Source organism: Pseudomonas sp. DP-17 (assembly GCF_022380625.1).
Classification (GTDB): Bacteria; Pseudomonadota; Gammaproteobacteria; order Pseudomonadales; family Pseudomonadaceae; genus Pseudomonas; species Pseudomonas nitroreducens_A.
The window spans coordinates 60,914-86,605 of sequence record NZ_JAKSXG010000013.1 but is presented as its reverse complement, the minus strand read 5'-3'; the positions used below and the strand labels follow the sequence as shown (position 1 = coordinate 86,605).

The window sequence follows — 25,692 nt, the reverse complement described above, 5'->3', positions numbered from 1 at the left end:
GGCGGCGGATAACGCTGGGAGCGTTATGCGCCCTGCGGTTGGGTCACCGTTGGGCGGGCGCGGGTCACGCGATCCACCAGGTAGACCACGCCGCGATAATCGATGCCGCCATGGGCGGACAGGCCGATCTCGCAGGTGCGGCTGGTGGAGACGCCTTCCTCGCAATACTGCACCGCGTCCTTGAGCGTGCGCAGCGAGTGTGCGTTCAGCTCGGGCGTGGTGAAGCCCTTGTCGCCAGCGAAGCCGCAGCAGTGAATGCCCTCGGGGACTATTACTTCGCGGGTGCAGCGCTTGACCAGATCGATCAGCGCCTGGCTTTCGCCCAGGTGCTGGGTGCTGCAGGTGACGTGTACGGCCACCGGCTTGTCCTGCGGTTGGAAGTCCAGGCGCTCGACCAGGTGGGTGCGGATGAATTTCACCGGGTCGTAGATCTTCAGCCGGTCGTCCGCCAGCTCCTGTACCAGGCGCAGGGTGCAGGGGCTGGTGTCGCAGTAGATCGGGTCGAGGCCGCCACGGCTGGCGCGCAGCAGTTCGGCGAGCATCTCGTCGCGCTTGGCGTCGGCTTGGCTCTTGTAACCCTTGGATGCGAATGGCTGACCGCAGCAGAGATTGTCGGCGTTGTCCGGGAAGACCACCTGGTAGCCGGCCTTCTCCAGCAGTTGGCGGGTCTTGTCGATCAGCGGCACCTGCTCTTCGTCCGCCGCCGCCGGGCCCATGGCCCGGGACACGCAGGCGGTGAGGTAGACGACGCGCGGCTTGCCGTTATCCACAGGCTGCGACGGGGCTGCGAGACGCACGGGCTGCGGCATGGCCGGCGTCCACTGCGGTACGCGACCCTTGCTGGCATGGCTGATGGAGGCGCTGAGACGAGCCAGTCGCGGTGCGCCGAGCAGCATGCGCGCACCGTTGGCAGCATGCAGCATGAACTTCGCCCCCTTGAGGGCAGTGGCGAAATTGCGCGCGAGCCAGGTGGCGGCGCCGGCGTGATGCGTATCCACGCTGCGCAGCTTGCGGATCAGCTCGCCGGTGTTGATGTTCACCGGGCAGCGCTGGGCGCACAGGCCGGTGGCGGCGCAGGTGTCGATGCCCTGGTACTGGTAGTCGCGCTCAAGCTGCGTGGTGTCGATGCCGGCGCGGCGCCTGGCCTGGATGTCGCGCCACATGACGATGCGCTGGCGCGGGCTCAGGGTCAGCCCCTTGGACGGGCAGACCGGCTCGCAGAAGCCGCATTCGATGCACTTGTCGACGATCTCGTCGGCGGCGGGCAGTGGCTTGAGGTTCTTCAGGTGCAACTGCGGATCGTCGGTCAGCACCACGTCGGGGTTGAGGATGCCGGTGGGGTCGAGCAGTCGCTTCAACTGCCACATCAGCTGGTAGGCATCATGGCCCCATTCCAGCTCGACGAAGGGCGCCATGTTGCGCCCGGTGCCGTGCTCGGCCTTGAGCGAGCCGCCGTATTCCACTGCGACCAGATGTGCGACGTCGTCCATGAAGGCCGAGTAGCGCGCAATCTGCTCAGGCGATTCGAAGCCCTGGGTGAAGACGAAGTGCAGGTTCCCTTCCAGTGCATGGCCGAACAGGATGGCTTCGTCGTAGCCATGCTTGTCGAACAGCTCGATCAGGCGGTTGACGCCTTCGGCCAGCTGTTCGACGGGGAAGGTGACGTCCTCGATGATCACCGTGGTGCCGGTCTCGCGTACCGCACCGACAGCCGGGAAGGTGTCTTTGCGGATGCGCCAGAGCTGGTTGTAGACCACCGGGTCTTCGCTGAAATCAACCTGCTTCTCCACCGGGTAATCGACGATGGAGGCCATGATCTGCTCAAGCTGTTCGTGCAGCAGCGACTGGGTCGCCGCGCGGGATTCGATGAGCAATGCGCAGGCCCCTGCTGAAAGGCTCTTCACCCACTCGGGCATGCCCTGCATGTTCTGAACCGAGCGCAGGCTGCGGCGGTCCAGCAGCTCCACGGCGGACACCGGCTGCTGCTTGAGGACGGTCACGGCCTTGCAGCAGGTCTCCACGTCGGGGAAGACGATCAGCGCGCTGGCCTTGTGCGGGTGGTCCGGCACGGTGTCGTAGGTCACCGCGCTGATGAAGCCCAGCGTGCCCTCGGAGCCGACCATCAGGTGGGTCAGGATATCCAACGGCTCGTCGTAGTCGACCAGCGCGTTCAAGGACAGGCCGGTGGTGTTCTTCAGGCGGTACTTGTGGCGGATCTTCGCGGCCAGCTCGGTGTTGGCGCGGGTCTGCCGGGCCAGCTCGGCGAGCTGGTCGAGCAGCGCGCCGTGGCTTTCGCGGAAGGCTGCGAGGCTGTCCGGCAACTCGCTGTCCAGCAGCGTGCCGTCGGCCAGCAGCAGGCGCATGCCGGCCAGGGTGTGGTAGCTGTTCTGCGCGGTGCCGCAGCACATGCCGCTGGCATTGTTGGCGACGATCCCGCCGATCTTGCAGGCGTTGATCGAGGCCGGGTCCGGGCCGATCTTGCGGCCGAACGGAGCGAGCCAGGCGTTGGCCTGCGCACCGATGACGCCGGGCTGCAGGCGGATCTGCGTGCCGCCGTCGCGGATGTCACGGCCGTTCCAGTTGTCTCCCAGCACCAGCAACACCGAGTCGCTCACGGCCTGGCCGGAGAGGCTGGTGCCGGCGGCGCGGAAGGTTATCGCCACCTGATTGGCGTGGGCGGCCTTGAGCAGGGCGGCGACTTCGTCTTCGCTCTCGACTCGGATCACCAGTTTGGGGATCAGCCGGTAGAAGCTGGCGTCGGTGCCGAAGGCCAGGGTCGAGAGCGGGTCGTCAAAGCGGCGCTCGCGAGGGATCAGGTGTTCTACCGTGTCGAGGAATGCGGCAGGGAGACTCATGGCGGCTCCAGTCATCATCGGTGAGCGTGGACCGCTGGACGGTCCATCGGTGTTCTTCTATCGAGTGCGCCAAAGCGCTTTCTTACTGGAGGTGCGAGCCAGCTCGCACCTGCCCAGAGCTGGGCTTACGCGCCCAATTCGCGCACCAGCGAGTCGCGGGTGATCTCGCTGATGGTCTTGGCGCCGGTGAGCACCATGGCCACGCGCATTTCCTTTTCGAACAGGTCCAGCAGGTTCTTCACGCCCGCTTCGCCATGGGTCGCCAGGGCGTAGAGGAAGGCGCGGCCGATGAGCACGGTGTCCGCGCCCAGGGCGATCATGCGCACCACGTCCAGGCCGTTGCGGATGCCGGAGTCGGCGAGGATCTTCAGGTCGCCTTTCACCGCATCGGCGATGGCCGGCAGGGCGCGGGCGCTGGAGAGCACGCCATCAAGCTGGCGGCCGCCGTGGTTGGATACGACGATGCCGTCGGCGCCGAATTTCACCGCGTCCTTGGCGTCTTCCGGGTCGAGAATGCCCTTGATGATCATCGGTCCGTCCCAGAATTCGCGGATCCACTCCAGGTCCTTCCACGAAATCGACGGGTCGAAGTTCGCGCCCAGCCAGCCGATGTAATCGGCCAGGCCGGTGGGGTTGCCACGGTACTTGGAGATGTTGCCCAGGTCGTGGGGCTTGCCCAGCAGGCCGACGTCCAATGCCCAGGACGGGTGGGTCATGGCCTGCCAGACGCGGCGCAGCGGCGCGTTCGGGCCGCTCATGCCGGAGTGGGCATCCCGGTAGCGCGCGCCGGGTACCGGCATGTCGACGGTGAACACCAGGGTCTTCACGCCGGCGGCCTTGGCGCGCTCGAGGGCGTTGCGCATGAAGCCGCGATCCTTCAGCACATAGAGCTGGAACCACATGGGCCGGTCGATGGCTGGGGCGACCTCCTCGATGGGGCAGACCGACACTGTGGACATCGTGAACGGAATGCCTTTCGCGGCGGCCGCGCGGGCTGCCTGCACTTCACCGCGCCGGGCGTACATGCCGGTCAGGCCGACCGGGGCCAGGGCGAGAGGCATGCTCAACGTCTCGTCGAACAGCTTCGTCTCAAGACTCAGTTCGGACATGTTCTTCAGCACGCGCTGGCGCAGGGCGATGCCCGCCAGGTCGTCGACGTTGTTGCGCAGGGTGCGCTCGGCGTAGGCGCCGCCGTCGGCGTAGTGGAAGAGGAACGGCGGCAGCTTGCGTTGGGCTGCGGCGCGGTAGTCGGTAGAGGCGGAGATGATCATGGGCTCTTCCGTTTTGAGAGAAAGAAATTGAATCGAGCGAGCTGGAGCGAGACAAGGCGGAAATGGCCGAAGGAGCGGAGCCTACAACTGTAGGTGAGCATGGCTCGCTCCACTCGCCCCTTCGGGCCCGCACTGGCGTGCTTTGGCTGCAGGCGGCTCTACGAGGCCATTTCCAACGCAGTATCGCCGACCCGCAGCCGATCAGCGCTCGGTCAGTGCACCAGCATGCCGGTGAAGATGTAGGCCTGGGCCAGGGTGATCAGACCCACGATGGCGGCGAACATCAGGCTGTGCTTGAGCGTGAAGCGGAACAGGTCGGATTCCTTGCCGACCATGCCGGTGGCGGCGCAGGCCACCGCGATGGACTGCGGCGAGATCATCTTGCCGGTCACGCCGCCACTGGTATTGGCGGCGACCAGCAGAGTGTCGTTGACGCCGATCTGGTGCGCGGTGGTGGACTGCAGCGAGCTGAACAGGGCATTGGAGGAGGTATCCGAGCCGGTCAGGAACACACCCAGCCAGCCGAGGAACGGCGAGAAGAACGGAAAAGCCGCGCCGGTGCCGGCCAGGACCAGTGCCAGGGTGGTGGACATGCCCGAGTAGTTGGTGACGAAAGCAAAGGCCAGCACCATGCCGATGGAGAGAATCGGCCATTTCAGCTCGATCAGGGTCTCCTTGAAGGTGGTCAGACCAGTTTTCGCACCGATGCGCAGGATGAACATCGAGACCACGGCGGAAAGGAAGATCGCGGTGCCGGTGGCCGAGACCGGGTCCAGCTTGAACACCGCGGCGATCGGCGTCGGGTTGGCGACAATGGGCGCGGTCTTCACCACCAGTTGGTCCAGGTGCGGGATGGGGAAGTTGAACACCAGGTTGTACAGCGCGCCGCCCGGAGCGAAGAGCGCCTTGAACGGCTTCAGGGTCCAGATGGTGACCAGCACGGTCAGCACCAGGAAGGGCGACCAGGCCTTGAGGATCTCGCCGAAGCTGTAGGGCGACGGCTCGGTACCGCGCGGGCCGCTGCCGCCCAGGACAGCGGCGCCGCCAGCGGTGGCGACTACTTCACGCTCGCCGGCCGGTTGCCAGACCTTGAGGAACAGTGTCAGGCAGATCAGGCTGACCAGGGCGGAGGTGATGTCCGGCAGTTCCGGGCCGATGAAGTTGGAGGTGAAGTACTGGGTGATGGCGAAGCTGCCGCCGGCGACCAGCGCGGCCGGCCAGGTTTCCTTGACGCCCTTGAATCCGTCCATCATGAACACCAGCCAGAACGGCACGAGGATCGACAGGAAGGGCAGTTGGCGGCCGGTCATGGCGCCGATCTTGAAAGCGTCGATGCCAGTGACCTGGCCCGCGACGATGATCGGGATGCCCAGCGCGCCGAAGGCCACCGGCGCGGTGTTGGCGATCAGGCACAGGCCGGCGGCGTACAGGGGGTTGAAGCCCAGGCCGACCAGCAGGGCGGCGGTGATCGCCACCGGTGCGCCGAAGCCCGCGGCCCCTTCGAGGAAGGCGCCGAAGGAGAAGCCGATCAGCAGCACCTGCAGGCGCTGGTCGCCGGTGATCGACAGCACTGAGCTGCGGATCACCTCGAACTGGCCGCTCTTGACCGTGAGTTTGTAGAGGAACACCGCCGCGACGATGATCCAGGCGATCGGCCACAGGCCATAGGCGAAGCCATAGCCGGCAGCGGCGATGGCCATATCGGCGGGCATGCCGAAGGCGGCGATGGCGATGATGATCGAGAGGGCGAGGGTGATGCTGCCGGCGACGTGGCCCTTGAGGCGGAACACGGCGAGGGCGAGGAAGAAGAACACGATCGGGATGACGGCGACCAGCGCGGACAGGCCGAGGCTGCCGAGCGGGGTGTAGATCTGCTGCCAGGTTTGCATCTGGTTGGCTCCCTAATTGTTTTTGGGTGGAGGGCCTGGTTGCCGGTCGGGCGATTCCGATGCGCTTGTGGCGCGTTGGGCAGGTCGGACGACTGATCGCGGCTTATTTTTCGTGAACTGTTGTGGTTCGGTTCGGCTTTCGGTAAATTGGTAAGACCAATTTACAAAGGCGAGCGCTAAGGGTAAAAGCCCTGCTGGCGGCATGTCAATTTGCTGCTCTGCGACTTTTGTCGAGCGTGATCGGAAAAGCGAAGTACTCGTGCTGTTGGGCGCGGCGCTGCGCAGGTTGGGGCGAACTGCGCAGATCGCGAGCTAGAGCGGGATATCGGGAGGGGACACCCACATGAGTTTTGGTCAGGTCAAGCAGCGCCGTCTGTCGGACGACATTGTCGAACGGCTGGAAGCGATGATCCTCGAGGGCACCCTCAAGGCCGGCGAGCGTCTGCCCGCCGAGCGCGTGCTGGCCGAACAGTTCGGAGTGTCGCGACCCTCATTGCGTGAGGCGATCCAGAAGCTCGGTGCCAAGGGCCTGCTGGTCAGTCGCCAGGGCGGTGGCAACTACGTCAGCGAGGGGCTGGGCTCGATGTTCAGCGACCCGCTGCTGCAATTGCTGGAAAGTAATCCGGAGGCGCAGCGCGACCTGCTCGAGTTTCGCCATACCCTGGAAGGTTCCTGCGCCTTCTACGCGGCGCAGCGTGCGACAGAGGTGGACCACCAGCGCCTGAAGCAGGCCTTCGATACCCTGCAGGATTGCTATCAGCGGGTGGGCAAGGTCAGTCGTGCGGAAGAGGGCGCGGCGGACGCGGCCTTCCACCTGGCCATTGCCGAGGCCAGCCACAACGCCGTATTGCTGCACACCATTCGCGGCCTGTTCGACCTGCTCAAGCGCAACGTGGTGACCAATATTGGCGGGATGTACGCGCAGCGCGACGAAACTCGCGAGCAGCTGATGCGCCAGCACCGCGAGTTGTACGAGGCGATCATCGGCGGGCACGCCGAAGCGGCGCGGGAGATTTCCCAGCGGCATATCGACTACGTGCAGGAAGTGCTGGCCGAGGTGCAGGCTAAGGAATTGCGCCTGCAACGGGCACAGCGACGCCAGGGGGCGGTGGACGCCTGATCGGCAGCGCGCCCTCAGGCGAGGGCGCGACAGGCTTCAGTCGTCCTTGCCGTGACGAATGGCGCGCTGGATTTCCCGGTCGGAGTCGCGCTCCTTCTCGGTGCCGCGCTTGTCGTACTCTTTCTTGCCCTTGGCCAGTGCGATCTCGCACTTGATCAGGTGCTTCTTCCAGTACATCGACAGCGCGACGCAGGCGTAGCCCTTCTGTTGCACGGCACCGAACAGCTTGCCCAGCTCGCGCTTGTGCAGCAGCAGCTTGCGCGTGCGCACCGGGTCGGCGATGACGTGGGTGCTGGCAGTGGTCAGCGGCGTGATGTGGCTGCCCAGCAGCCAGGCTTCGCCATCCTTGAGCAGCACGTAGCTGTCCACCAGCTGCGCCTTGCCGGCGCGCAGGCTTTTCACTTCCCAGCCGGCCAGGGCGACGCCCGCCTCGAAGCGCTGCTCGATGAAGTAGTCGTGCAGAGCCTTCTTGTTCTGCGCGATGGTCCCCGAAGGGTGTTTCTTCTGTTTAGCCATAGGCCGCGCATTATAGGGAGTCCCTCGCCGCGCCGCTATCGGGACAGCGTGTGACGGCATGCAAGCTTGAGGGTGCGTGGCTAATCTCGGAGAATGCGCGCTGTTTTTTTGATCGGCGGGCATCGATTGCGGTCAGATGCCCCACAACACAAAGCGAGAAGTCTATGAGCACGCATATCCAGCGTTCGGCACTGTTGCCCTATCCGGCGAAGGCGCTGTACGACCTGGTCAATGATGTGGCGCGCTACCCGGAATTCCTGCCCTGGTGTTCGGCGTCCACCGTGCTGGCGGCAAGCGATACGACCATGCGCGCCGAGCTCACCGTGGCCAAGGGCAGCATCACCCAGCGCTTCACCACCCGTAATGTGCTGGTGCCCGGGCAGAGTATCGAGATGAACCTGGAGGAAGGTCCGTTCACCCAGCTGCACGGCGTGTGGACCTTCAAGGCCTTGGGCGACAAGGCCTGCAAGATCTCCCTCGACCTGACCTTCGACTACGCCGGCGCGTTGGTGAAGGCTACCCTTGGCCCGCTGTTCACCCAGGCGGCAAACACCATGGTCGACGCCTTCTGCCAGCGTGCCAAGCAGTTGCATGGCTGAGTCCGCGAGCATCGCCATCGAAGTGGTGTACGCCTTGCCGGACAAGCAGGCGCTGCTGCGCCTGAGTGTCCCGCGCGGCACGCGGATGCGCGAGGCCGTGGAGCTTTCCGATATCGCCTCGCAGTTTCCGGGGCTGGATGTTTCGAACTGCCCGCTGGGCATCTTCGGCAAGGCCGTGGCCAGGCCGGAGGAGCGCGTGCTGCAAGAGGGAGAGCGGGTGGAGATCTACCGGCCGCTGATCGCCGATCCCAAGGAGGTCCGCAAGCAGCGCGCCGCGCGCGCCAAGGCGGCACGCGGCTGATATTGCTGGGTAGGATCGCAGGCAACAAAAAGCCCGGCATTGGCCGGGCTTTTTCGTTGGAGCGAATCCCTTACTGCGGATCCTTGTCCAGCGGCTCGGGAGTCGGGATCGGTACGGTTTCCACCTGGTCGACTTCCTTCTGGATCTGCTCTTCCACGGAGCCGGGCTTGGCTGGTTCGTCCTTGGGCTGTTCGGGCTGCTGCTGCGGAGCCTCCGGAGCCAGCGGCGGAGCAACGCCATCCTTGCCGAGGATCGACTCGTCGCGGCTCACGCCGGGCATGAAGTCGCCATTGAGGCCGATCAATTGGTCGTTTTCACCGAAGAACAGGCTCATACGCTCCTGCTGGCGCTGACCGCCGCCGGGCTGGATGCTGTAGAGGTAGTCCCAGCGATTGGGGTGGAAGGTGTCCACGATCAGGGGGTTGCCCATGATAAACCGCACTTGGCGCCGGGTCATTCCGGGCTTCAACTGGTCTATCATGTCCTGCGTTACAACGTTGCCCTGCTGGATGTCGATCTTGTAGACCCCCGGGAACGAGCAACCGGCGAGTGCGGCGAGTCCCAGCCCGAAAGCGAGACTGGTCAGCATGAGCTTGGCGTTTTGCATCAAGGGGTGACTTCCACTATCTTGGCTGAGCGACGAAATCCCGATCATACCTGTATTGAGAGATGCTGCGAAGCATTCCGCGCCGAGAAAGCACACATGGTTGAAAATAGCGAACTGCGCAAAGCCGGACTTAAGGTCACACTGCCGCGCGTGAAGATCCTCCAGATGCTCGATTCCGCCGAGCAGCGCCACATGAGCGCAGAGGACGTATACAAGGCGCTGATGGAGGCAGGCGAGGACGTTGGCCTGGCCACCGTCTACCGTGTCCTGACCCAGTTCGAAGCCGCCGGCCTGGTGGTGCGCCACAACTTCGACGGCGGCCATGCCGTCTTCGAACTGGCCGACAGCGGTCACCATGACCACATGGTTTGCGTCGATACCGGCGAAGTCATCGAGTTCATGGACTCGGAAATCGAAAAACGCCAGAAGGAGATCGTTCGCGAGCGCGGCTTCGAGCTCGTCGATCACAATCTGGTGCTCTACGTGCGCAGGAAGAAGTAAGCGTACGCGGATGCAGAAACGGCGCACCCTTGGGGCGCCGTTTTCGTTTGTGCAGCTTTGTCTGTAGGAACGAGCTCGCTCGCGAGCCGCACGACGCCGGTTAGCTCTGTTCGTGAGTCCGCTCCCGCGCGGGGAGTGTCAGCTTTGCACGGCGGAGTCGACCATCTTGCGCGCGTGGGCCAGGGATTCCTTGGTCAGGTCGACGCCGCCGAGCATGCGGGCGATTTCCTCGATACGCTCGGCTTTCTTCAGGTTGGCCACGGCGGTGCGGGTCTCGCTGGTGTCGCGGTCCTTGTGCACGAACAGGTGCTGATGCCCCTGGGCGGCGACCTGCGGCAGGTGGGTGACGGTCAGCACCTGGCCGCGATCGCCCAGGCGACGCAGCAACTGGCCGACCACTTCGGCGGTGGGGCCGCCGATACCGACGTCCACCTCGTCGAAGACCAGGGTAGGAATGCGCGAGGTCTGTGCGGTGATCACCTGGATCGCCAGACTGATACGTGACAATTCGCCGCCCGAGGCGACCTTGGCCAGGCCCTTCATCGGTTGGCCGGGGTTGGCGCTGACCAGGAATTCCAGGTGTTCCAGGCCGCTGACCTGCGGCTCGTCCGAGCTGCTCTGACGCAATTCGATGGCGAAGCGCCCGCCGGGCATGCCCAGGCGCTGCATTTCCACTTCAACGGCCTTGGCCAGCTTGGGCGCGGCTTCCTGGCGGATGCGGCTGAGCTCGTCGGCCTTCTCCTGATAGTGGCGGGCGTAGGCGGCCAGTTCGTCGCCCAGGCGCTCCACGGCTTCGTCGTCGGCGTTCAGCGCCTCCAGTTCGTCCAGCAGGCGCTGCTGCAGGTCCTGCAGTTCGTGGGGCTGTACGCGGTGCTTGCGCGCGAGGCTGTAGATGGCGTCCAGGCGCTCTTCCAGTTGTTGCAGGCGCATGGGGTCGGCATCGAAGTGATCGACGAAGCGGTTCAGCTCGCCGATGGCTTCCTCCACCTGGATCTGCGCACTGGAGAGCAGATTCACCGCTTCGCCCAATGCGGCTGGCTGGCTCTGGAAGGCGGTGAGGCGATTAAGGCTGGAGGTCAGCGCAGAAAGCACGTTGCCGGCATCGTTCTCGCTGCATAGCTCGACGACCTGACGGCAAGCCGCGATCAGGCTTCCCGCATTGCTCTGGGTCTTGTGTTCGGCTTCCAGCGTCTCCAGTTCGTTGTCACCCAGGCCTAGATTTTCCAGCTCCTCCAATTGGTAGCTGAGCAACTGGTGGCGGGCGCGCTGTTCGTCGCCATTGCGCGACAGGCGGTCCAGTTCCTGGCGGGTCTGCTTCCAGCGCTGCGCGGCGAGGTGCACCTGGCGCGCGAGGTCCTGACTGCCGGCGTATTCATCGAGCAGGCGGCGGTGGGTGTCGGCCTTGAGCAGCGACTGGTGTTCGTGCTGGCTGTGGATGTCGATCAGCAGCTCGCCCAGGTGCTTGAGGTCGCCCAGCGGGCAGGGTGTGCCGTTGATGTAGGCGCGGGAGCGACCTTCAGCGGTGATCACGCGGCGAAGGATGCACGGACCGTCCTGTTCCAGATCGCGCTCGGCGAGCCAGTCGCGAGCTTCGGCAATCGCGCTGACATCGAAGCTGGCGAGAATGTCGGCCTTGTCCGAGCCGGGGCGCACCACGCCGCTGTCGGCGCGGTCGCCCAGGGCAAGGCCGAGGGCATCGAGCATGATCGACTTGCCGGCACCCGTTTCGCCGGTGATCACGGTCATGCCGGCGGCGAGCTCGAGATCGAGGTGCTCGACGATGGCGTAGTTGTGCACAGACAAATGAACCAGCATGGATGGCGGCTCCGTAGGTAGGTCTGGTTATTTATACAGTATTTTTTGCCGCTGGCAATTCTCCTTCGTCGGCGGTGAGTGGTGTACTTGCAGTCCCGGCCCTTGAAGTCAAAAAAAGCCGCCCCATATACACGGCAGAGCCGCGGACCATTGGGTTCGCCTTGTTTTCAAAGGCTTATTTTCTTTTTAGGAGAGTGGCATGTCTGACGAACAACAGACTCAGGATTCCCAGTTCAACGAGCAGCCGGACACCGGCGCTGCCGGGGATCTGAACGCCCGCGTGCTGGAGTTGGAAGAACAGGTCGCCGCAGCGAAGGACCAGAGCCTGCGCGCTGTCGCCGAATTGCAGAACGTCCGCCGTCGTGCCGAGCAGGACGTGGAGAAAGCGCACAAGTTCGCCCTGGAGAAGTTCGCCGGCGACCTGCTGCCGATCGTCGATACCCTCGAGCGCGCGCTGGAGATGTCGAACCCGGAAGACGAAGCGATCAAGCCGATGCGCGAAGGCATCGAGCTGACGCTGAAGATGTTCCACGACACCCTCAAGCGCTACAGCCTCGAGCCGGTCGACCCGCACGGCGAGCCGTTCAACCCCGAACACCACCAGGCCATGGCCATGGAAGAGAGCATCCGTCTCGAGCCGGGCAGCGTGGTCAAGGTGTTCCAGAAGGGCTACCTGCTCAATGGTCGCCTGCTGCGCCCGGCCATGGTTGTGGTCAGCAAGGCACCGGAACAAACTCCGCCTTCGATCGACGAGAAGGCTTGAAATCCACCACCCGGTCCCCATCTGGGTAATCAACCGAGCCAAAGACCCGCAACAGGGTCAGCGCGGAATCTAATTTCTGGAGAGTGAAATATGGGCAAAATCATTGGTATCGACCTGGGGACCACCAACTCCTGTGTGTCCATCCTGGAGAACGGTAACGTCAAGGTCATCGAGAACGCCGAAGGCGCTCGTACCACCCCGTCGATCATCGGTTACGCCAACGACGGCGAAATCCTGGTCGGTCAGCCGGCCAAGCGCCAGGCCGTGACCAACCCGAAGAACACCCTGTACGCGGTGAAGCGCCTGATCGGCCGCCGTTTCGAAGAAGACGTCGTACAGAAAGACATCAAGATGGTGCCGTACGCCATCGTCAAGGCTGACAACGGCGACGCGTGGGTCGAGGCCAAGGGCCAGAAGATGGCTCCGCCGCAGGTCTCCGCCGAAGTCCTGAAGAAGATGAAGAAGACCGCCGAGGACTACCTGGGCGAGCCGGTCACCGAAGCGGTCATCACCGTTCCGGCCTACTTCAACGACAGCCAGCGTCAGGCCACCAAGGATGCCGGCCGCATCGCCGGTCTGGACGTCAAGCGCATCATCAACGAACCGACCGCGGCGGCGCTGGCCTACGGCCTGGACAAGGCCAAGGGCGACCACACCATCATCGTCTATGACCTGGGCGGCGGTACCTTCGACGTTTCGGTGATCGAAATCGCCGAAGTCGATGGCGAGCACCAGTTCGAAGTACTGGCCACCAACGGTGACACCTTCCTGGGTGGTGAAGACTTCGACCTGCGCCTGATCGACTACCTCGTCGAAGAGTTCAAGAAAGAGTCCGGCATGGACCTCAAGGGCGACCCGCTGGCCATGCAGCGCCTGAAGGAAGCTGCCGAGAAGGCCAAGATCGAGCTGTCCTCGACCCAGCAGACCGACGTCAACCTGCCTTACGTCACCGCTGACGCCTCCGGCCCGAAACACCTGAACGTCAAGGTGTCCCGCGCCAAGCTGGAATCCCTGGTGGAAGACCTGGTCAGCCGCACCATCGAGCCGTGCCGCGTTGCACTGAAGGACGCAGGCCTCGACGTCTCGAAGATCGACGAAGTGATCCTGGTCGGCGGCCAGACCCGCATGCCGCTGGTGCAGAAGACCGTTGCCGAGTTCTTCGGCAAGGAAGCGCGCAAGGACGTCAACCCGGACGAAGCCGTTGCCATGGGCGCTGCCATCCAGGGCGCCGTGCTCGCTGGCGACGTGAAGGACGTGCTGCTGCTCGACGTCACCCCGCTGACCCTGGGTATCGAAACCCTCGGTGGCGTGATGACCGCGCTGATCGACAAGAACACCACCATTCCGACCAAGAAGTCGCAGGTGTTCTCCACCGCCGATGACAACCAGGGCGCCGTGACCATTCACGTGCTGCAGGGCGAGCGCAAGCAGGCGGCGCAGAACAAGTCGCTGGGCAAGTTCGACCTGGCCGACATCCCGCCGGCTCCGCGCGGTGTGCCGCAGATCGAAGTGACCTTCGACATCGACGCCAACGGCATTCTGCACGTCGGCGCGAAAGACAAGGCCACTGGCAAGCAGCAGTCCATCGTGATCAAGGCCTCTTCGGGTCTGTCCGAGGACGAGATCCAGCAGATGGTCCGCGACGCCGAGGCGAATGCCGAGGAGGACCGCAAGTTCGAGGAGCTGGCTGCTGCCCGCAACCAGGGTGACGCGCTGGTCCACGCGACTCGCAAGATGGTTACCGAGGCTGGCGACAAGGCCACCGCCGAGGAGAAAGCCGCCATCGAGAAGGCGCTGGGCGAGCTGGAAGTTGCCGTGAAGGGCGACGACAAGGCCGAGATCGAAGCGAAGATGAATGCGCTGTCCCAGGCGTCCACTCCGCTGGCGCAGAAGATGTACGCCGAACAGCCGCAGCCGGGTGCTGCCGCGCAGGGCGAGGCCGCTGACGACAAGGCTGGCGACGATGTCGTCGACGCCGAGTTCGAAGAGGTCAAGGAGAACAAGTAAGCCGCGTGCTTGCTTCCGCTCCGGCGCACCGACCAGCGTGTCGGTGCGCATGAAACGTCACGCGGGGGCTTGCTCCCGCGTTGGCGTGTCTGGGGGAGAGGTTTTTAAGGTGCGAAGAATTTATGGCCAAACGTGATTTTTACGAGGTACTGGGTGTCGAGCGTGGCGCCAGCGAGGCGGACCTGAAGAAGGCCTATCGCCGGCTTGCCATGAAGTTCCACCCGGACCGCAATCCCGGCGACAAGGAGGCCGAGGACAAATTCAAGGAGGCCAACGAGGCGTATGAGGTCCTGTCCGACGCCAGCAAGCGTGCGGCCTATGACCAGTATGGCCATGCCGGCGTCGACCCGCAGATGGGCGGCGGTGGTGCGGGCTTCGGTGGTGCGAGCTTCTCGGACATCTTCGGTGATGTCTTCAGCGACTTCTTCGGCGGCGGTGGCGGCCGCGGCGGCTCCCGTGGCGGCCCGGCCCGCGGCGCGGACCTGCGCTATACCCTCGATCTCGATCTGGAAGATGCGGTTCGCGGCACCACCGTGACCATCCGCGTTCCGACTCTGGTCGGCTGCAAGACCTGCAGCGGCAGCGGCGCCAAGCCCGGCACCACGCCGGTCACCTGTACCACCTGCGGTGGTATCGGCCAGGTTCGCATGCAGCAGGGCTTCTTTTCGGTGCAGCAGACCTGCCCGCGTTGCCATGGCAGCGGCAAGATGATCACCGACCCCTGTGGCTCCTGCCACGGCCAGGGCCGTGTGGAGGAGCACAAGACCCTGTCGGTGAAGGTGCCGGCCGGTGTCGATACCGGTGACCGCATCCGCCTCACCGGCGAAGGCGAAGCCGGTGCCCATGGCGGCCCGGCGGGCGACCTGTACGTGGTGGTGAATGTGCGCGAGCACGACATCTTCCAGCGCGACGGCAAGCACCTGTACTGCGAAGTGCCGATCAGCTTTGCGGACGCCGCCCTGGGGGGCGAGCTGGAAGTGCCGACCCTGGATGGGCGGGTGAAGCTGAAGATCCCCGAGGGCACCCAGACCGGCAAGCTGTTCCGCCTGCGCGGCAAGGGTGTTGCCCCGGTGCGCGGTGGCGGTGCTGGCGACCTGATGTGCCGCGTCGTCGTCGAGACTCCGGTCAATCTGGACAAGCGTCAGCGCGAGCTGCTGGAGGAGTTCCGCAACACCCTGCAGGGCAACTCTTCTCACTCGCCAAAAGCCAGTGGCTGGTTCGAAGGCATGAAGCGCTTCTTCGACGATCTATGATGCAAGGCCCCGGCGGTGCGAATCGCCCGGGGCTTTTTTAGCTTTGGAGCTGTTTGATATGCGACGTATAGCCGTAATGGGCGCCGCCGGGCGCATGGGCAAGACTCTGATCGAGGCGGTCCAGCAGACCAATGGCAGCGCGGGCCTGACCGCCGCGGTCGATCGTCCGGACAGTACCCTGGTGGGTGCGGACGCCGGCGAGCTGGCGGGCCTGGGTCGTATCGGCGTGCCGCTGTCGGGGGACCTGTCCAGGGTGGTCGACGAGTTCGACGTGCTGATCGACTTCACCCACCCGACCGTGACCCTGAAGAATCTGGAAGTCTGCCGCAAGGCCGGCAAGGCCATGGTTATCGGCACCACCGGTTTCTCCGCGGCGGAGAAGGAGTTGCTGAATGAGGCGGCGAAGGACATCCCGATCGTCTTTGCGGCGAACTACAGCGTCGGCGTGAACCTCTGCCTGAAGCTGCTCGACACCGCCGCCCGCGTGCTGGGTGACGATGTGGATATCGAGATCCTCGAGGCCCACCACCGCCACAAGGTCGACGCGCCGTCCGGCACCGCGCTGCGCATGGGCGAAGTGGTCGCCAATGCGCTGGGCCGTGATCTGGAAAAGGTGGCCGTGTACGGCCGTGAAGGCCAGACCGGGGCTCGTCCGCGCGAGACCATCGGTTTTGCCACCGTGCGGGCAGGCGACGTGGTGGGCGATCACACCGTGCTGTTCGCTGCCGATGGCGAGCGCGTGGAGATCACTCACAAGGCATCGAGCCGAATGACCTTCGCCCGGGGTGCCGTGCGTGCCGCGCAATGGCTGGAAGGGCAGGCCAATGGCCTGTACGACATGCAGGACGTTCTGGGCCTTCGCTGAGCGGCATGGCCGTACGTCGTGCAAAAGGTGGACCATGATGTCGCATTTCTGTAAACTACAGCTTTAGTGTGTCCACTAAAAGTAGCGCAGCATGATCACATAAAAAGCGGGATGACTTCTTCTGATGTCATCCCGCTTTTTTACAATCTGCGCACGCCCAGCCAGGCTTGAACTACGGGAGGTCTTCTTGACTAAGCCAGCCATACTTGCACTTGCCGACGGCAGCGTTTTTCGCGGTGAAGCCATCGGCGCCGACGGCCAGACCGTCGGAGAGGTGGTGTTCAACACCGCCATGACCGGCTACCAGGAAATCCTCACCGATCCTTCCTACGCCCAACAGATCGTTACCCTGACCTACCCGCACATCGGCAACACCGGCACCACGCCGGAGGACGCCGAGTCGAACAAGGTCTGGGCCGCCGGCCTGATCATCCGTGACCTGCCGCTGCTGTCCAGCAGCTGGCGCGACAAGCAGTCCCTGCCGGACTACCTGAAAGCCAACGGCACAGTTGCCATCGCTGGCATCGATACCCGTCGCCTGACCCGCATCCTGCGCGAGAAGGGTTCGCAGAACGGCTGCATCCTGGCAGGCCCCGACGCCACCGAGGAAAAAGCCCTCGAACTGGCGCGCGGCTTCCCGGGCCTGAAAGGCATGGACCTGGCCAAGGTCGTTTCCTCCGGCGAGCGCTATGAGTGGCGCTCCAGCGTGTGGAACCTGGAAACCGACAGTCATCCGGAAATCGCCGCCGCCGACCTGCCGTACCACGTGGTCGCCTACGACTTCGGCGTGAAGCTGAACATCCTGCGCATGCTGGTCGCCCGCGGCTGCCGCTTGACCGTCGTGCCGGCGCAGACCCCGGCCAGCGAAGTGCTTGCCCTGAATCCGGACGGCATCTTCCTCTCCAACGGCCCTGGCGACCCTGAGCCGTGCGACTACGCCATCCAGGCCATCCGCGAGTTCCTCGACACCGAGACGCCGATCTTCGGCATCTGCCTGGGCCACCAACTGCTGGCCCTGGCTTCCGGCGCCAAGACCCTGAAGATGGGCCACGGCCACCACGGTGCCAACCACCCGGTGCAGGACCTTGATTCGGGCGTGGTGATGATCACCAGCCAGAACCACGGTTTCGCGGTCGACGAAGGCAGCATGCCGGCCAATCTGCGCGCGACCCACAAGTCGCTGTTCGACGGCACCCTGCAGGGAATCGAGCGCACCGACAAGGTGGCCTTCAGCTTCCAGGGGCACCCGGAAGCCAGCCCTGGTCCGCACGACGTGGCTCCGCTGTTCGACCGCTTCATCGCGGCGATGGCCGAGCGCCGCTGACGCCGGCCTGCTGCGAACCAGACGCAAGAGGTAGAAGAAGATGATGCCGACCCTGGGAATCACCGATCTCTGGACCTACGTCCTGGGTACGTTGTTCATCGTCCTGCTGCCGGGGCCGAACTCGCTGTTCGTCCTCGCCACCGCCGCCCAGCGCGGCGTGGCCTCGGGCTACCGGGCGGCGAGCGCGGTGTTCCTCGGCGATGCGATCCTGATGTTCCTGTCGGCGCTGGGGATCGCCTCGGTCCTCAAGGCCGAGCCGATGTTGTTCCTGGGCCTGAAGTACGTCGGTGCCGCTTACCTGTTCTATCTGGGTATCGGCATGCTCCGTGGCGGTTGGCAGAAACTGCGCCAGCCCCTCTCGGAAGCTGCGGCTCCGGCCAAGGAAGTCGACGTCAACCAGCCGTTCCGCAAGGCGCTGCTGCTGAGCCTGTCCAACCCCAAGGCGATCCTCTTCTTCGTTTCCTTCTTCATCCAGTTCGTCGACCCGGGATACGCCTACCCCGGCCTGTCGTTCCTGGTACTGGGCACGATCCTCGAGATCCTCAGCGCCCTGTACTTGAGTTTCCTGATTTTCTCCGGTGTGCGTCTGGCGGCCTGGTTCCGTCGGCGGCAACGGCTGGCTGCCGGCGCCTCGAGTGGTGTCGGCGCCCTGTTCGTCGGCTTTGGCGTGAAGCTGGCCAGCGCAACCCTATCCTGAATATTGCAACGAGAGTCCCATGCCCAAGCGTACAGACATCAAGAGCATCCTGATCCTCGGCGCCGGCCCGATCGTCATCGGCCAGGCCTGCGAGTTCGACTACTCCGGCGCACAGGCCTGCAAGGCCCTGAAGGAAGAAGGCTTCCGTGTCATCCTGGTGAACTCCAACCCGGCCACCATCATGACCGATCCGGCCATGGCCGACGCCACCTACATCGAGCCGATCAAGTGGCAGACCGTCGCCAAGATCATCGAGAAGGAGCGCCCTGACGCGCTGCTGCCGACCATGGGCGGCCAGACCGCTCTGAACTGCGCCCTGGACCTGGAGCGCCACGGCGTGCTCGAGCAGTTCGGCGTGGAAATGATCGGCGCCAACGCCGACACCATCGACAAGGCCGAAGACCGCTCTCGCTTCGACAAGGCCATGCGCGACATCGGCCTGGCCTGCCCGCGCTCGGGCATCGCCCACAGCATGGAAGAAGCCTACGGTGTGCTGGAGAAGGTCGGTTTCCCCTGCATCATCCGTCCGTCCTTCACCATGGGCGGCACCGGCGGCGGCATCGCCTACAACCGCGAAGAATTCGAAGAAATCTGCGCCCGTGGCCTGGACCTGTCGCCAACCAACGAGCTGCTGATCGACGAATCGCTGATCGGCTGGAAGGAATACGAGATGGAGGTTGTCCGCGACAAGAAGGACAACTGCATCATCGTCTGCGCCATCGAGAACTTCGACCCGATGGGCGTGCACACCGGTGACTCCATCACCGTGGCGCCGGCGCAGACCCTCACCGACAAGGAATACCAGATCATGCGCAACGCCTCGCTGGCGGTGCTGCGTGAAATCGGCGTGGAAACCGGTGGTTCCAACGTGCAGTTCGGCATCTGCCCGAACACCGGCCGCATGGTCGTGATCGAGATGAACCCGCGCGTATCGCGTTCCTCGGCGCTGGCTTCCAAGGCCACTGGCTTCCCGATCGCCAAGATCGCCGCCAAACTGGCCGTCGGCTACACCCTCGACGAACTGCAGAACGACATCACCGGCGGCCGCACCCCGGCGTCGTTCGAGCCGGCGATCGACTATGTCGTCACCAAGATCCCGCGTTTCGCCTTCGAGAAATTCCCGAAGGCCGACGCCCGCCTGACCACCCAGATGAAATCCGTGGGTGAAGTCATGGCCATCGGCCGCACCTTCCAGGAGTCCGTGCAGAAAGCCTTGCGCGGCCTGGAAGTCGGCGCCACCGGTTTCGATCCGAAGCTGGACCTGAACGATCCGGAAGCCGAGAGCATCCTCAAGCGCGAGCTGACCGTGCCCAATGCCGACCGCATCTGGTACGTCGCCGATGCCTTCCGTGCCGGCAAGAGCATCGCCGAAGTCTTCGACCTGACCCGAATCGACGAGTGGTTCCTGGTGCAGATCGAAGACCTGGTCAAGGACGAAGAGCGCGTGAAGACCCTGGGTCTGTCCGCCATCGACCGCGACCTGATGTACAAGCTCAAGCGCAAGGGCTTCTCCGACGCCCGCCTGGCCAAGCTGCTCGGCGTGACCGAGAAGAACCTGCGCAGCCATCGCCAGAAGCTCAAGGTGCTGCCGGTGTACAAGCGCGTGGACACCTGCGCCGCCGAATTCGCCACCGACACCGCCTACATGTACTCGACCTACGAGGAAGAGTGCGAAGCCAATCCGTCGACTCGCGACAAGATCATGATCCTGGGCGGCGGTCCGAACCGTATCGGCCAGGGCATCGAGTTCGACTACTGCTGCGTACACGCCGCGCTGGCGATGCGTGAAGACGGTTACGAGACCATCATGGTCAACTGCAACCCGGAGACCGTCTCCACCGACTACGACACTTCCGACCGCCTGTACTTCGAGCCGGTAACGCTGGAAGATGTGCTGGAAATCGTCCGCGTCGAGCAGCCCAAGGGCGTCATCGTGCAGTACGGCGGCCAGACCCCGCTGAAACTCTGCCGCGCCCTGGAAGAGGCCGGCGTACCGATCATCGGCACCAGCCCGGACGCCATCGACCGCGCCGAAGACCGCGAGCGCTTCCAGCAGATGGTCCAGCGCCTGAACCTGCGCCAGCCGGCAAACGCCACTGCGCGCAGCGAAGACCAGGCCCTGGAGCTGTCGAAGAACATCGGCTACCCGATGGTGGTGCGCCCGTCCTACGTATTGGGCGGCCGTGCGATGGAAATCGTTTATCAGGAAGAAGAGCTCAAGCGCTACATGCGCGAAGCCGTGAAGGTTTCCAACGACAGCCCGGTGCTGCTGGACCGCTTCCTGAACTGCGCCATCGAAGTGGACATTGATGCGGTGTGCGACGGCGAGACCGTGGTGATCGGCGCGATCATGCAGCACATCGAACAGGCCGGCGTGCACTCCGGTGACTCCGCCTGCTCGCTGCCGCCGTACTCGCTGCCCGAGCACATCCAGAACGAGATCCGGGAGCAGGTCAAGAAAATGGCCCTGGAGCTCGGCGTAGTCGGTCTGATGAACGTGCAGATGGCCGTGCAGGGCGAAGATATCTACGTGATTGAGGTGAATCCGCGCGCGTCCCGTACCGTGCCGTTCGTCTCCAAGTGCATCGGCGAATCCCTGGCGAAAGTTGCGGCCCGCGTCATGGCTGGCAAGTCCCTGGCCGAAGTCGGCTTCACCCAGGAGGTGATCCCGCCGTACTATAGCGTCAAGGAAGCGGTGTTCCCGTTCGCCAAGTTCCCGGGCGTCGACCCGATCCTCGGCCCAGAGATGAAATCCACTGGCGAGGTGATGGGTGTCGGCGACAGCTTCGGTGAGGCCTTCGCAAAAGCCCAGCTGGGTGCCAGCGAAATCCTGCCGAACGCCGGTTGCGCCTTCATCAGCGTCCGCGAGGACGACAAGCCGCAAGCCGTTCAGGTCGCTCGCGACCTGGTCGCGCTGGGCTTCGAAGTGGTTGCCACTGCCGGCACCGCCAAGGTGATCGAGGCCGCCGGTCTGCCGGTGCGTCGCGTGAACAAGGTGACCGAGGGCCGTCCTCACGTGGTCGACATGATCAAGAATGACGAAGTCACCCTGATCATCAACACCACCGAAGGCCGCCAGTCCATCGCTGACTCGTATTCCATCCGTCGTAACGCCCTGCAGCACAAGATCTACTGCACCACCACCATCGCGGCGGGTCAGGCGATCTGTGAGGCGCTCAAGTTCGGTCCCGAGAAGACCGTTCGCCGTCTGCAGGATCTCCATGCAGGAATCAACGCATGAGCAAATTTCCAATGACCGTCCAGGGCGCTCGCGCCCTGGAAGAAGAGCTGAAATACCTGAAGACCGTGCTGCGCCCGCAGATCACCCAGGCCATCGCCGAAGCGCGTGAGCTGGGCGACCTGAAGGAAAACGCCGAGTACCACGCAGCCCGTGAGCAGCAGGGCATGTCCGAAGCTCGCATCCGCGACATCGAAGCCAAGCTGTCCAACGCGCAGATCATCGACGTGACCACCATTCCGCACAGCGGCAAGGTGATCTTCGGTACCACCGTCGATATCGCAAACGTGGAGACCGACGAGACGGTGACCTACCAGATCGTCGGCGACGACGAGGCGGACATCAAGAACAGCAAGATCTCGGTCAACTCGCCGATCGCCCGTGCGCTGATCGGCAAGACTGAGGGCGACGCCGTCCTGGTGAAAACGCCGGGTGGCGACGTCGAGTACGAGATCGTTGAAGTCCGCCACGCCTGATCGACCCTCCCTGAAAGCAGGCACCATCAGTTGGCTGCTGGCCCAGACATTCTGGGTCGGCGGCCTCTGGCTGCTTCAGTTCGTGGTATTGCCGGCGCTGGACAAGATCGGCCTGGCGCCTTTGTTGGTGGAGTCAGTCGCTGACGCGTTGAAACCCCTGTTGCTGGGTTTTGCCGGCTTCTGCGTCGTATTGCAGGCTCTGGTGCTCTGGCTGGCGCGCGGGAGCGCTGCCTTCATCCGTGAATCGCGGGGGCAGTTGCTGTTGACCGTATTGGTGATGGTGGCGGCTTATTTCCTGGTGCGCCAGGTAGCGCCGGACGCTCAGCGCTGGCTGCTGTTCAACTATCTGGTGGTGGCGCTGTGCGGTCTGCTGCTGGTGCTGCAACCGGCGCCCGGGCGGGGCGAGCGGAACTGACGCGGCGGAGCCTTGCTGGCTCCGCGTTGCCGGTCTTGACTGTCAGAGTCCGCTGAAGCGGCTGATGTTCGACAGGTTCTTGTTCGGCTTGGGATTGCGGCGATAGATCAGCGCCATCTTGCCGACGGACTGAACCAGTTCGCAGCTGCCCGTCTGGCAAAGTTCGTCGATCAGCGCACGACGATCATCGCGTTCGGCGATGCGGAACTGCACCTTGATCAGTTCATGATCGTTGAGCGCACGCTCAAGCTCGGCCATTACACCTTCCGAAAGACCGTTTTCAGCAACGGTCAATACGGGTTTCAGGTGATGCCCGATAGATTTGAACTGCTTTTTCTGCTCCTGAGAGAGCGCCATAATCTGACCCCTGGGAAAAAAGGCGGATATTCTACCCGAGTTTCGGTTATACCGGGATGCCGCTCAGACGAGGTAATACGTGGCCCGTTCCAAGACTAGCCATCGCTGGCTGAAAGAACATTTCGACGATCCTTACGTGAAGATGGCACAGCGCGACGGCTATCGCTCGCGCGCCAGCTACAAGCTGCTGGAGATCCAGGAGAAGGATCGCATCCTGCGCCCCGGCATGACCGTGGTCGACCTCGGCGCAGCGCCAGGCGGCTGGTCGCAGGTCACCAGCCGGGTGATTGGCGACAAGGGCACCCTGATCGCTTCGGACATCCTGCCGATGGACAGCATCCCGGACGTCACCTTCATTCAGGGTGATTTCACCGAGGACGAGGTCTTCGCCCAGTTGCTCCAGGCTATCGGAGAAAATCCGGTAGACCTTGTGATTTCGGATATGGCCCCCAATATGAGTGGACTGCCCGCCGTGGACATGCCGCGTGCCATGTTCCTCTGTGAGCTTGCCCTGGACCTGTGCACCCGTGTGCTGCGCCCGGGCGGCGATTTCCTGATCAAGATTTTCCAGGGTGAGGGTTTCGACGCTTACCACAAGCAGGTTCGCGAGAACTTCGAGAAGGTGCAGATGCGCAAACCGCTGTCGTCTCGCGATCGTTCGCGTGAGCAGTATCTGCTCGCACGGGGCTTTCGCGGCGCCTAGACTGGAATGATTGGGCCGGCCTCCGGTCTATGCCTTGCAGGTTTTGCTTGTACCGGTGAAGGCCGGGGTTCATAAAGGGTTACAGACGGCGTCTGCCTGGCGGCGGGCGTTGTGTAGTAATTTTGGCCGGAAGGAGTCTGGCCGTCGTGAGAAGCGGTTTCCAGGGCGGAGCCGGCTTCAGAGGGTAGTCAATTGAACGACATGGCAAAGAACCTGATTCTGTGGCTCATCATCGCGGCGGTACTCGTCACTGTGATGAACAACTTCTCCAGCCCGAGCGAGCCGCAGACGCTCAACTATTCCGACTTCATCCAGCAGGTGAAGGACGGCAAGGTCGAGCGCGTGACCGTCGACGGCTATGTCATCACCGGCAAGCGCCAGGATGGTGACACCTTCAAGACCATCCGCCCGGCGATCCAGGACAACGGCCTGATCGGCGACCTGGTCAACAATAACGTGGTTGTCGAAGGCAAGCAGCCCGAGCAGCAGAGCATCTGGACCCAGTTGCTGGTCGCGAGCTTCCCGATCCTGGTGATCATCGCGGTCTTCATGTTCTTCATGCGCCAGATGCAGGGCGGCGGCGGCGGCCGCGGCGGGCCGATGAGCTTCGGCAAGAGCAAGGCCCGCCTGTTGTCGGAAGACCAGGTCAAGACCACCTTTGCCGACGTTGCCGGTTGCGACGAGGCCAAGGAAGAAGTCAGCGAACTGGTGGAATTCCTCCGCGATCCGGGCAAGTTCCAGCGCCTGGGCGGTCGTATCCCACGCGGCGTGCTGATGGTCGGCCCGCCCGGTACCGGTAAGACCCTGCTCGCCAAGGCGATCGCCGGCGAAGCCAAGGTGCCGTTCTTCACCATTTCCGGTTCGGACTTCGTGGAAATGTTCGTCGGCGTGGGTGCCTCGCGCGTTCGCGACATGTTCGATCAGGCCAAGAAGCACGCGCCCTGCATCATCTTCATCGACGAGATCGACGCCGTCGGCCGCCATCGTGGCGCTGGCCTGGGCGGCGGTCACGACGAGCGCGAACAGACCCTCAACCAGTTGCTGGTGGAGATGGACGGCTTCGAGATGAATGACGGCATCATCGTCATCGCCGCGACCAACCGTCCGGACGTACTCGACCCCGCGCTGCTGCGTCCGGGCCGCTTCGACCGCCAGGTGGTGGTCGGTCTGCCGGATATTCGTGGCCGCGAACAGATCCTGAAAGTGCACATGCGCAAAGTCCCCCTGGGCGACAACGTCGATCCAGCCGTGATTGCGCGCGGTACCCCGGGCTTCTCCGGTGCCGATCTGGCCAACCTGGTCAACGAGGCCTCGCTGTTCGCCGCCCGCTCCAACAAGCGCATCGTCGACATGCGTGAGTTCGAACTGGCCAAGGACAAGATCATGATGGGCGCCGAGCGCAAGACCATGGTCATGTCCGAGAAGGAGAAGAAGAACACCGCGTTCCACGAAGCCGGCCACGCCATTGTCGGTCGTCTGGTTCCGGAGCACGATCCGGTCTACAAGGTTTCCATCATTCCGCGCGGTCGCGCCTTGGGTGTGACCATGTTCCTGCCGGAAGAGGACCGTTACAGCCTGTCCAAGCGTGCCCTGGAAAGCCAGATCTGCTCGCTGTTCGGCGGCCGCATCGCCGAAGAGATGACCTTGGGCTTCGAAGGCGTGACCACCGGCGCCTCCAACGACATCATGCGTGCCACCCAGTTGGCGCGGAATATGGTGACCAAGTGGGGTCTGTCCGAGAAGCTCGGTCCGCTGATGTACGCGGAAGAGGAGGGCGAGGTCTTCCTCGGCCGCAGCGCCGGTGGCCAGCACTCGAATATTTCGGGTGAGACCGCCAAGCTGATCGACCAGGAAGTGCGGCGCATCATCGACGACTGCTACGGCACCGCCAAGCGGTTGCTGGAAGAGAACCGCGACAAGCTCGACATGATGGCCGACGCGCTGATGAAGTACGAAACCATCGATGCCGATCAGATCGACGACATCATGGCTGGCCGCACTCCGCGCGAGCCCCGTGACTGGCAGGGCGGCAACTCCGGTTCCTCCGGCAACGCTGCCGCGCCGCGCGAGGAAGGTCGCCAGGAAAACCCGATTGGCGGGCCCGCCGGCGAACACTGAGA

Annotated in this window: 22 protein-coding genes; 15 read left to right on the top strand and 7 right to left on the bottom strand. The window is 63.8% G+C overall.

Annotated features, from left to right (window positions below; all coding sequences use genetic code 11):
* Positions 1 to 23: 23 nt before the first annotated feature.
* The 3 genes from MJ122_RS20670 to MJ122_RS20660 form a co-directional block, all read right to left on the bottom strand.
* A complete protein-coding gene (locus tag MJ122_RS20670) occupies positions 24 to 2,855 on the bottom strand; it encodes an FAD-binding and (Fe-S)-binding domain-containing protein (RefSeq protein ID WP_239745880.1) in 2,832 nt (943 codons plus the stop codon).
* A 125-nt stretch (positions 2,856 to 2,980) separates the two neighbouring features.
* Complete coding sequence (gene lldD, locus MJ122_RS20665; protein WP_239745879.1) at positions 2,981 to 4,126, bottom strand: FMN-dependent L-lactate dehydrogenase LldD; 1,146 nt, start codon at positions 4,124 to 4,126, stop codon at positions 2,981 to 2,983.
* Between the two features lie 212 nt (positions 4,127 to 4,338).
* On the bottom strand, positions 4,339 to 6,015 hold the full coding sequence (locus MJ122_RS20660) for a lactate permease LctP family transporter (RefSeq protein ID WP_088416367.1): 1,677 nt from the start codon (positions 6,013 to 6,015) through the stop codon (positions 4,339 to 4,341).
* 343 nt (positions 6,016 to 6,358) lie between these two features.
* On the opposite strand from MJ122_RS20660, the gene MJ122_RS20655 reads away from it, so the two are divergent.
* Complete coding sequence (locus MJ122_RS20655) at positions 6,359 to 7,135, top strand: FCD domain-containing protein (protein ID WP_088416368.1); 777 nt, start codon at positions 6,359 to 6,361, stop codon at positions 7,133 to 7,135.
* Positions 7,136 to 7,171: 36 nt separating this feature from the next.
* Here MJ122_RS20655 and smpB read toward each other — a convergent pair whose 3' ends face one another.
* Positions 7,172 to 7,651: an SsrA-binding protein SmpB gene (gene smpB / locus MJ122_RS20650; RefSeq protein WP_017518965.1), complete on the bottom strand. Its 480-nt coding sequence runs from the start codon at positions 7,649 to 7,651 to the stop codon at positions 7,172 to 7,174.
* 164 nt (positions 7,652 to 7,815) lie between these two features.
* On the opposite strand from smpB, the gene MJ122_RS20645 reads away from it, so the two are divergent.
* Together MJ122_RS20645 and MJ122_RS20640 are read left to right on the top strand one after the other, a co-directional pair.
* Positions 7,816 to 8,250: a type II toxin-antitoxin system RatA family toxin gene (locus MJ122_RS20645; RefSeq protein WP_088416369.1), complete on the top strand. Its 435-nt coding sequence runs from the start codon at positions 7,816 to 7,818 to the stop codon at positions 8,248 to 8,250.
* Positions 8,243 to 8,551: an RnfH family protein gene (locus MJ122_RS20640; RefSeq protein ID WP_239745878.1), complete on the top strand. Its 309-nt coding sequence runs from the start codon at positions 8,243 to 8,245 to the stop codon at positions 8,549 to 8,551. Before MJ122_RS20645 ends, MJ122_RS20640 begins: the two co-directional genes overlap by 8 nt.
* Positions 8,552 to 8,621: 70 nt before the next feature.
* On the opposite strand, the gene MJ122_RS20635 is transcribed toward MJ122_RS20640, so the two are convergent.
* Entirely contained in the window at positions 8,622 to 9,158 is a 537-nt protein-coding gene (locus MJ122_RS20635; protein ID WP_017518962.1) for an outer membrane protein assembly factor BamE, read from the bottom strand.
* A 96-nt stretch (positions 9,159 to 9,254) separates the two neighbouring features.
* Between MJ122_RS20635 and fur the strand changes: the two genes are divergently transcribed.
* Positions 9,255 to 9,659, top strand: coding sequence for a ferric iron uptake transcriptional regulator (fur, locus tag MJ122_RS20630; RefSeq protein WP_088416371.1), 405 nt, complete (start codon positions 9,255 to 9,257; stop codon positions 9,657 to 9,659).
* Positions 9,660 to 9,797: 138 nt separating this feature from the next.
* On the opposite strand, the gene recN is transcribed toward fur, so the two are convergent.
* On the bottom strand, positions 9,798 to 11,474 hold the full coding sequence (gene recN, locus MJ122_RS20625) for a DNA repair protein RecN (protein WP_088416372.1): 1,677 nt from the start codon (positions 11,472 to 11,474) through the stop codon (positions 9,798 to 9,800).
* 199 nt (positions 11,475 to 11,673) lie between these two features.
* Here recN and grpE point away from each other — a divergent pair, with 199 nt between their 5' ends.
* The 9 genes from grpE (at position 11,674) to MJ122_RS20580 (ending at position 22,512) form a co-directional block, all read left to right on the top strand.
* The gene (gene grpE, locus MJ122_RS20620; protein ID WP_017518960.1) at positions 11,674 to 12,237 is read left to right on the top strand and encodes a nucleotide exchange factor GrpE; all 564 of its coding nucleotides are present in this window, start codon (positions 11,674 to 11,676) and stop codon (positions 12,235 to 12,237) included.
* Between the two features lie 90 nt (positions 12,238 to 12,327).
* Positions 12,328 to 14,244, top strand: a complete 1,917-nt coding sequence (gene dnaK, locus MJ122_RS20615) for a molecular chaperone DnaK (protein WP_017518959.1) — start codon at positions 12,328 to 12,330, stop codon at positions 14,242 to 14,244.
* Positions 14,245 to 14,366: 122 nt separating this feature from the next.
* Positions 14,367 to 15,497 carry a molecular chaperone DnaJ gene (gene dnaJ, locus MJ122_RS20610; protein WP_088416373.1) on the top strand — a complete coding sequence of 377 codons (1,131 nt, stop codon included), beginning with the start codon at positions 14,367 to 14,369 and terminating at the stop codon, positions 15,495 to 15,497.
* A gap of 58 nt (positions 15,498 to 15,555) precedes the next feature.
* On the top strand, positions 15,556 to 16,362 hold the full coding sequence (gene dapB, locus MJ122_RS20605; protein WP_026079048.1) for a 4-hydroxy-tetrahydrodipicolinate reductase: 807 nt from the start codon (positions 15,556 to 15,558) through the stop codon (positions 16,360 to 16,362).
* A 187-nt stretch (positions 16,363 to 16,549) separates the two neighbouring features.
* Positions 16,550 to 17,686 carry a glutamine-hydrolyzing carbamoyl-phosphate synthase small subunit gene (carA, locus tag MJ122_RS20600; protein WP_088416374.1) on the top strand — a complete coding sequence of 379 codons (1,137 nt, stop codon included), beginning with the start codon at positions 16,550 to 16,552 and terminating at the stop codon, positions 17,684 to 17,686.
* 43 nt (positions 17,687 to 17,729) lie between these two features.
* Positions 17,730 to 18,383, top strand: coding sequence for a leucine efflux protein LeuE (gene leuE, locus MJ122_RS20595; RefSeq protein ID WP_088416435.1), 654 nt, complete (start codon positions 17,730 to 17,732; stop codon positions 18,381 to 18,383).
* Between the two features lie 19 nt (positions 18,384 to 18,402).
* A complete protein-coding gene (gene carB / locus MJ122_RS20590; protein WP_017518954.1) occupies positions 18,403 to 21,624 on the top strand; it encodes a carbamoyl-phosphate synthase large subunit in 3,222 nt (1,073 codons plus the stop codon).
* Positions 21,621 to 22,097, top strand: coding sequence for a transcription elongation factor GreA (greA, locus tag MJ122_RS20585; protein WP_017518953.1), 477 nt, complete (start codon positions 21,621 to 21,623; stop codon positions 22,095 to 22,097). The genes carB and greA overlap by 4 nt, the downstream gene beginning before the upstream one ends.
* 10 nt (positions 22,098 to 22,107) lie before the next feature.
* Positions 22,108 to 22,512: a DUF4149 domain-containing protein gene (locus MJ122_RS20580; protein WP_239746034.1), complete on the top strand. Its 405-nt coding sequence runs from the start codon at positions 22,108 to 22,110 to the stop codon at positions 22,510 to 22,512.
* A gap of 42 nt (positions 22,513 to 22,554) precedes the next feature.
* Here the strand turns inward: MJ122_RS20580 and MJ122_RS20575 are convergent, their stop codons facing one another.
* Complete coding sequence (locus MJ122_RS20575) at positions 22,555 to 22,869, bottom strand: YhbY family RNA-binding protein (protein WP_239745877.1); 315 nt, start codon at positions 22,867 to 22,869, stop codon at positions 22,555 to 22,557.
* A 79-nt stretch (positions 22,870 to 22,948) separates the two neighbouring features.
* On the opposite strand from MJ122_RS20575, the gene rlmE reads away from it, so the two are divergent.
* Positions 22,949 to 23,572, top strand: a complete 624-nt coding sequence (rlmE, locus tag MJ122_RS20570; protein ID WP_017518950.1) for a 23S rRNA (uridine(2552)-2'-O)-methyltransferase RlmE — start codon at positions 22,949 to 22,951, stop codon at positions 23,570 to 23,572.
* A 201-nt stretch (positions 23,573 to 23,773) separates the two neighbouring features.
* Positions 23,774 to 25,690 (top strand): ATP-dependent zinc metalloprotease FtsH, encoded by a 1,917-nt coding sequence (ftsH, locus tag MJ122_RS20565; RefSeq protein WP_088416377.1) that lies wholly within the window; start codon positions 23,774 to 23,776, stop codon positions 25,688 to 25,690.
* The last annotated feature ends 2 nt before the right edge of the window (positions 25,691 to 25,692 follow it).

Bases quoted from the DNA above. Each gene is read 5' to 3' on its own strand.
- dnaJ (WP_088416373.1), top strand. From the start codon at position 14,367: ATGGCCAAACGTGATTTTTACGAGGTACTGGGTGTCGAGCGTGGCGCC.
- MJ122_RS20635 (WP_017518962.1), bottom strand. From the start codon at position 9,158: ATGCAAAACGCCAAGCTCATGCTGACCAGTCTCGCTTTCGGGCTGGGA.
- MJ122_RS20670 (WP_239745880.1), bottom strand. From the start codon at position 2,855: ATGAGTCTCCCTGCCGCATTCCTCGACACGGTAGAACACCTGATCCCT.
- lldD (WP_239745879.1), bottom strand. From the start codon at position 4,126: ATGATCATCTCCGCCTCTACCGACTACCGCGCCGCAGCCCAACGCAAG.
- MJ122_RS20640 (WP_239745878.1), top strand. From the start codon at position 8,243: ATGGCTGAGTCCGCGAGCATCGCCATCGAAGTGGTGTACGCCTTGCCG.
- MJ122_RS20655 (WP_088416368.1), top strand. From the start codon at position 6,359: ATGAGTTTTGGTCAGGTCAAGCAGCGCCGTCTGTCGGACGACATTGTC.
- MJ122_RS20575 (WP_239745877.1), bottom strand. From the start codon at position 22,869: ATGGCGCTCTCTCAGGAGCAGAAAAAGCAGTTCAAATCTATCGGGCAT.
- fur (WP_088416371.1), top strand. From the start codon at position 9,255: ATGGTTGAAAATAGCGAACTGCGCAAAGCCGGACTTAAGGTCACACTG.
- recN (WP_088416372.1), bottom strand. From the start codon at position 11,474: ATGCTGGTTCATTTGTCTGTGCACAACTACGCCATCGTCGAGCACCTC.
- carB (WP_017518954.1), top strand. From the start codon at position 18,403: ATGCCCAAGCGTACAGACATCAAGAGCATCCTGATCCTCGGCGCCGGC.
- MJ122_RS20645 (WP_088416369.1), top strand. From the start codon at position 7,816: ATGAGCACGCATATCCAGCGTTCGGCACTGTTGCCCTATCCGGCGAAG.
- leuE (WP_088416435.1), top strand. From the start codon at position 17,730: ATGCCGACCCTGGGAATCACCGATCTCTGGACCTACGTCCTGGGTACG.
- greA (WP_017518953.1), top strand. From the start codon at position 21,621: ATGAGCAAATTTCCAATGACCGTCCAGGGCGCTCGCGCCCTGGAAGAA.
- MJ122_RS20660 (WP_088416367.1), bottom strand. From the start codon at position 6,015: ATGCAAACCTGGCAGCAGATCTACACCCCGCTCGGCAGCCTCGGCCTG.
- ftsH (WP_088416377.1), top strand. From the start codon at position 23,774: ATGGCAAAGAACCTGATTCTGTGGCTCATCATCGCGGCGGTACTCGTC.
- grpE (WP_017518960.1), top strand. From the start codon at position 11,674: ATGTCTGACGAACAACAGACTCAGGATTCCCAGTTCAACGAGCAGCCG.
- dapB (WP_026079048.1), top strand. From the start codon at position 15,556: ATGCGACGTATAGCCGTAATGGGCGCCGCCGGGCGCATGGGCAAGACT.
- dnaK (WP_017518959.1), top strand. From the start codon at position 12,328: ATGGGCAAAATCATTGGTATCGACCTGGGGACCACCAACTCCTGTGTG.
- smpB (WP_017518965.1), bottom strand. From the start codon at position 7,651: ATGGCTAAACAGAAGAAACACCCTTCGGGGACCATCGCGCAGAACAAG.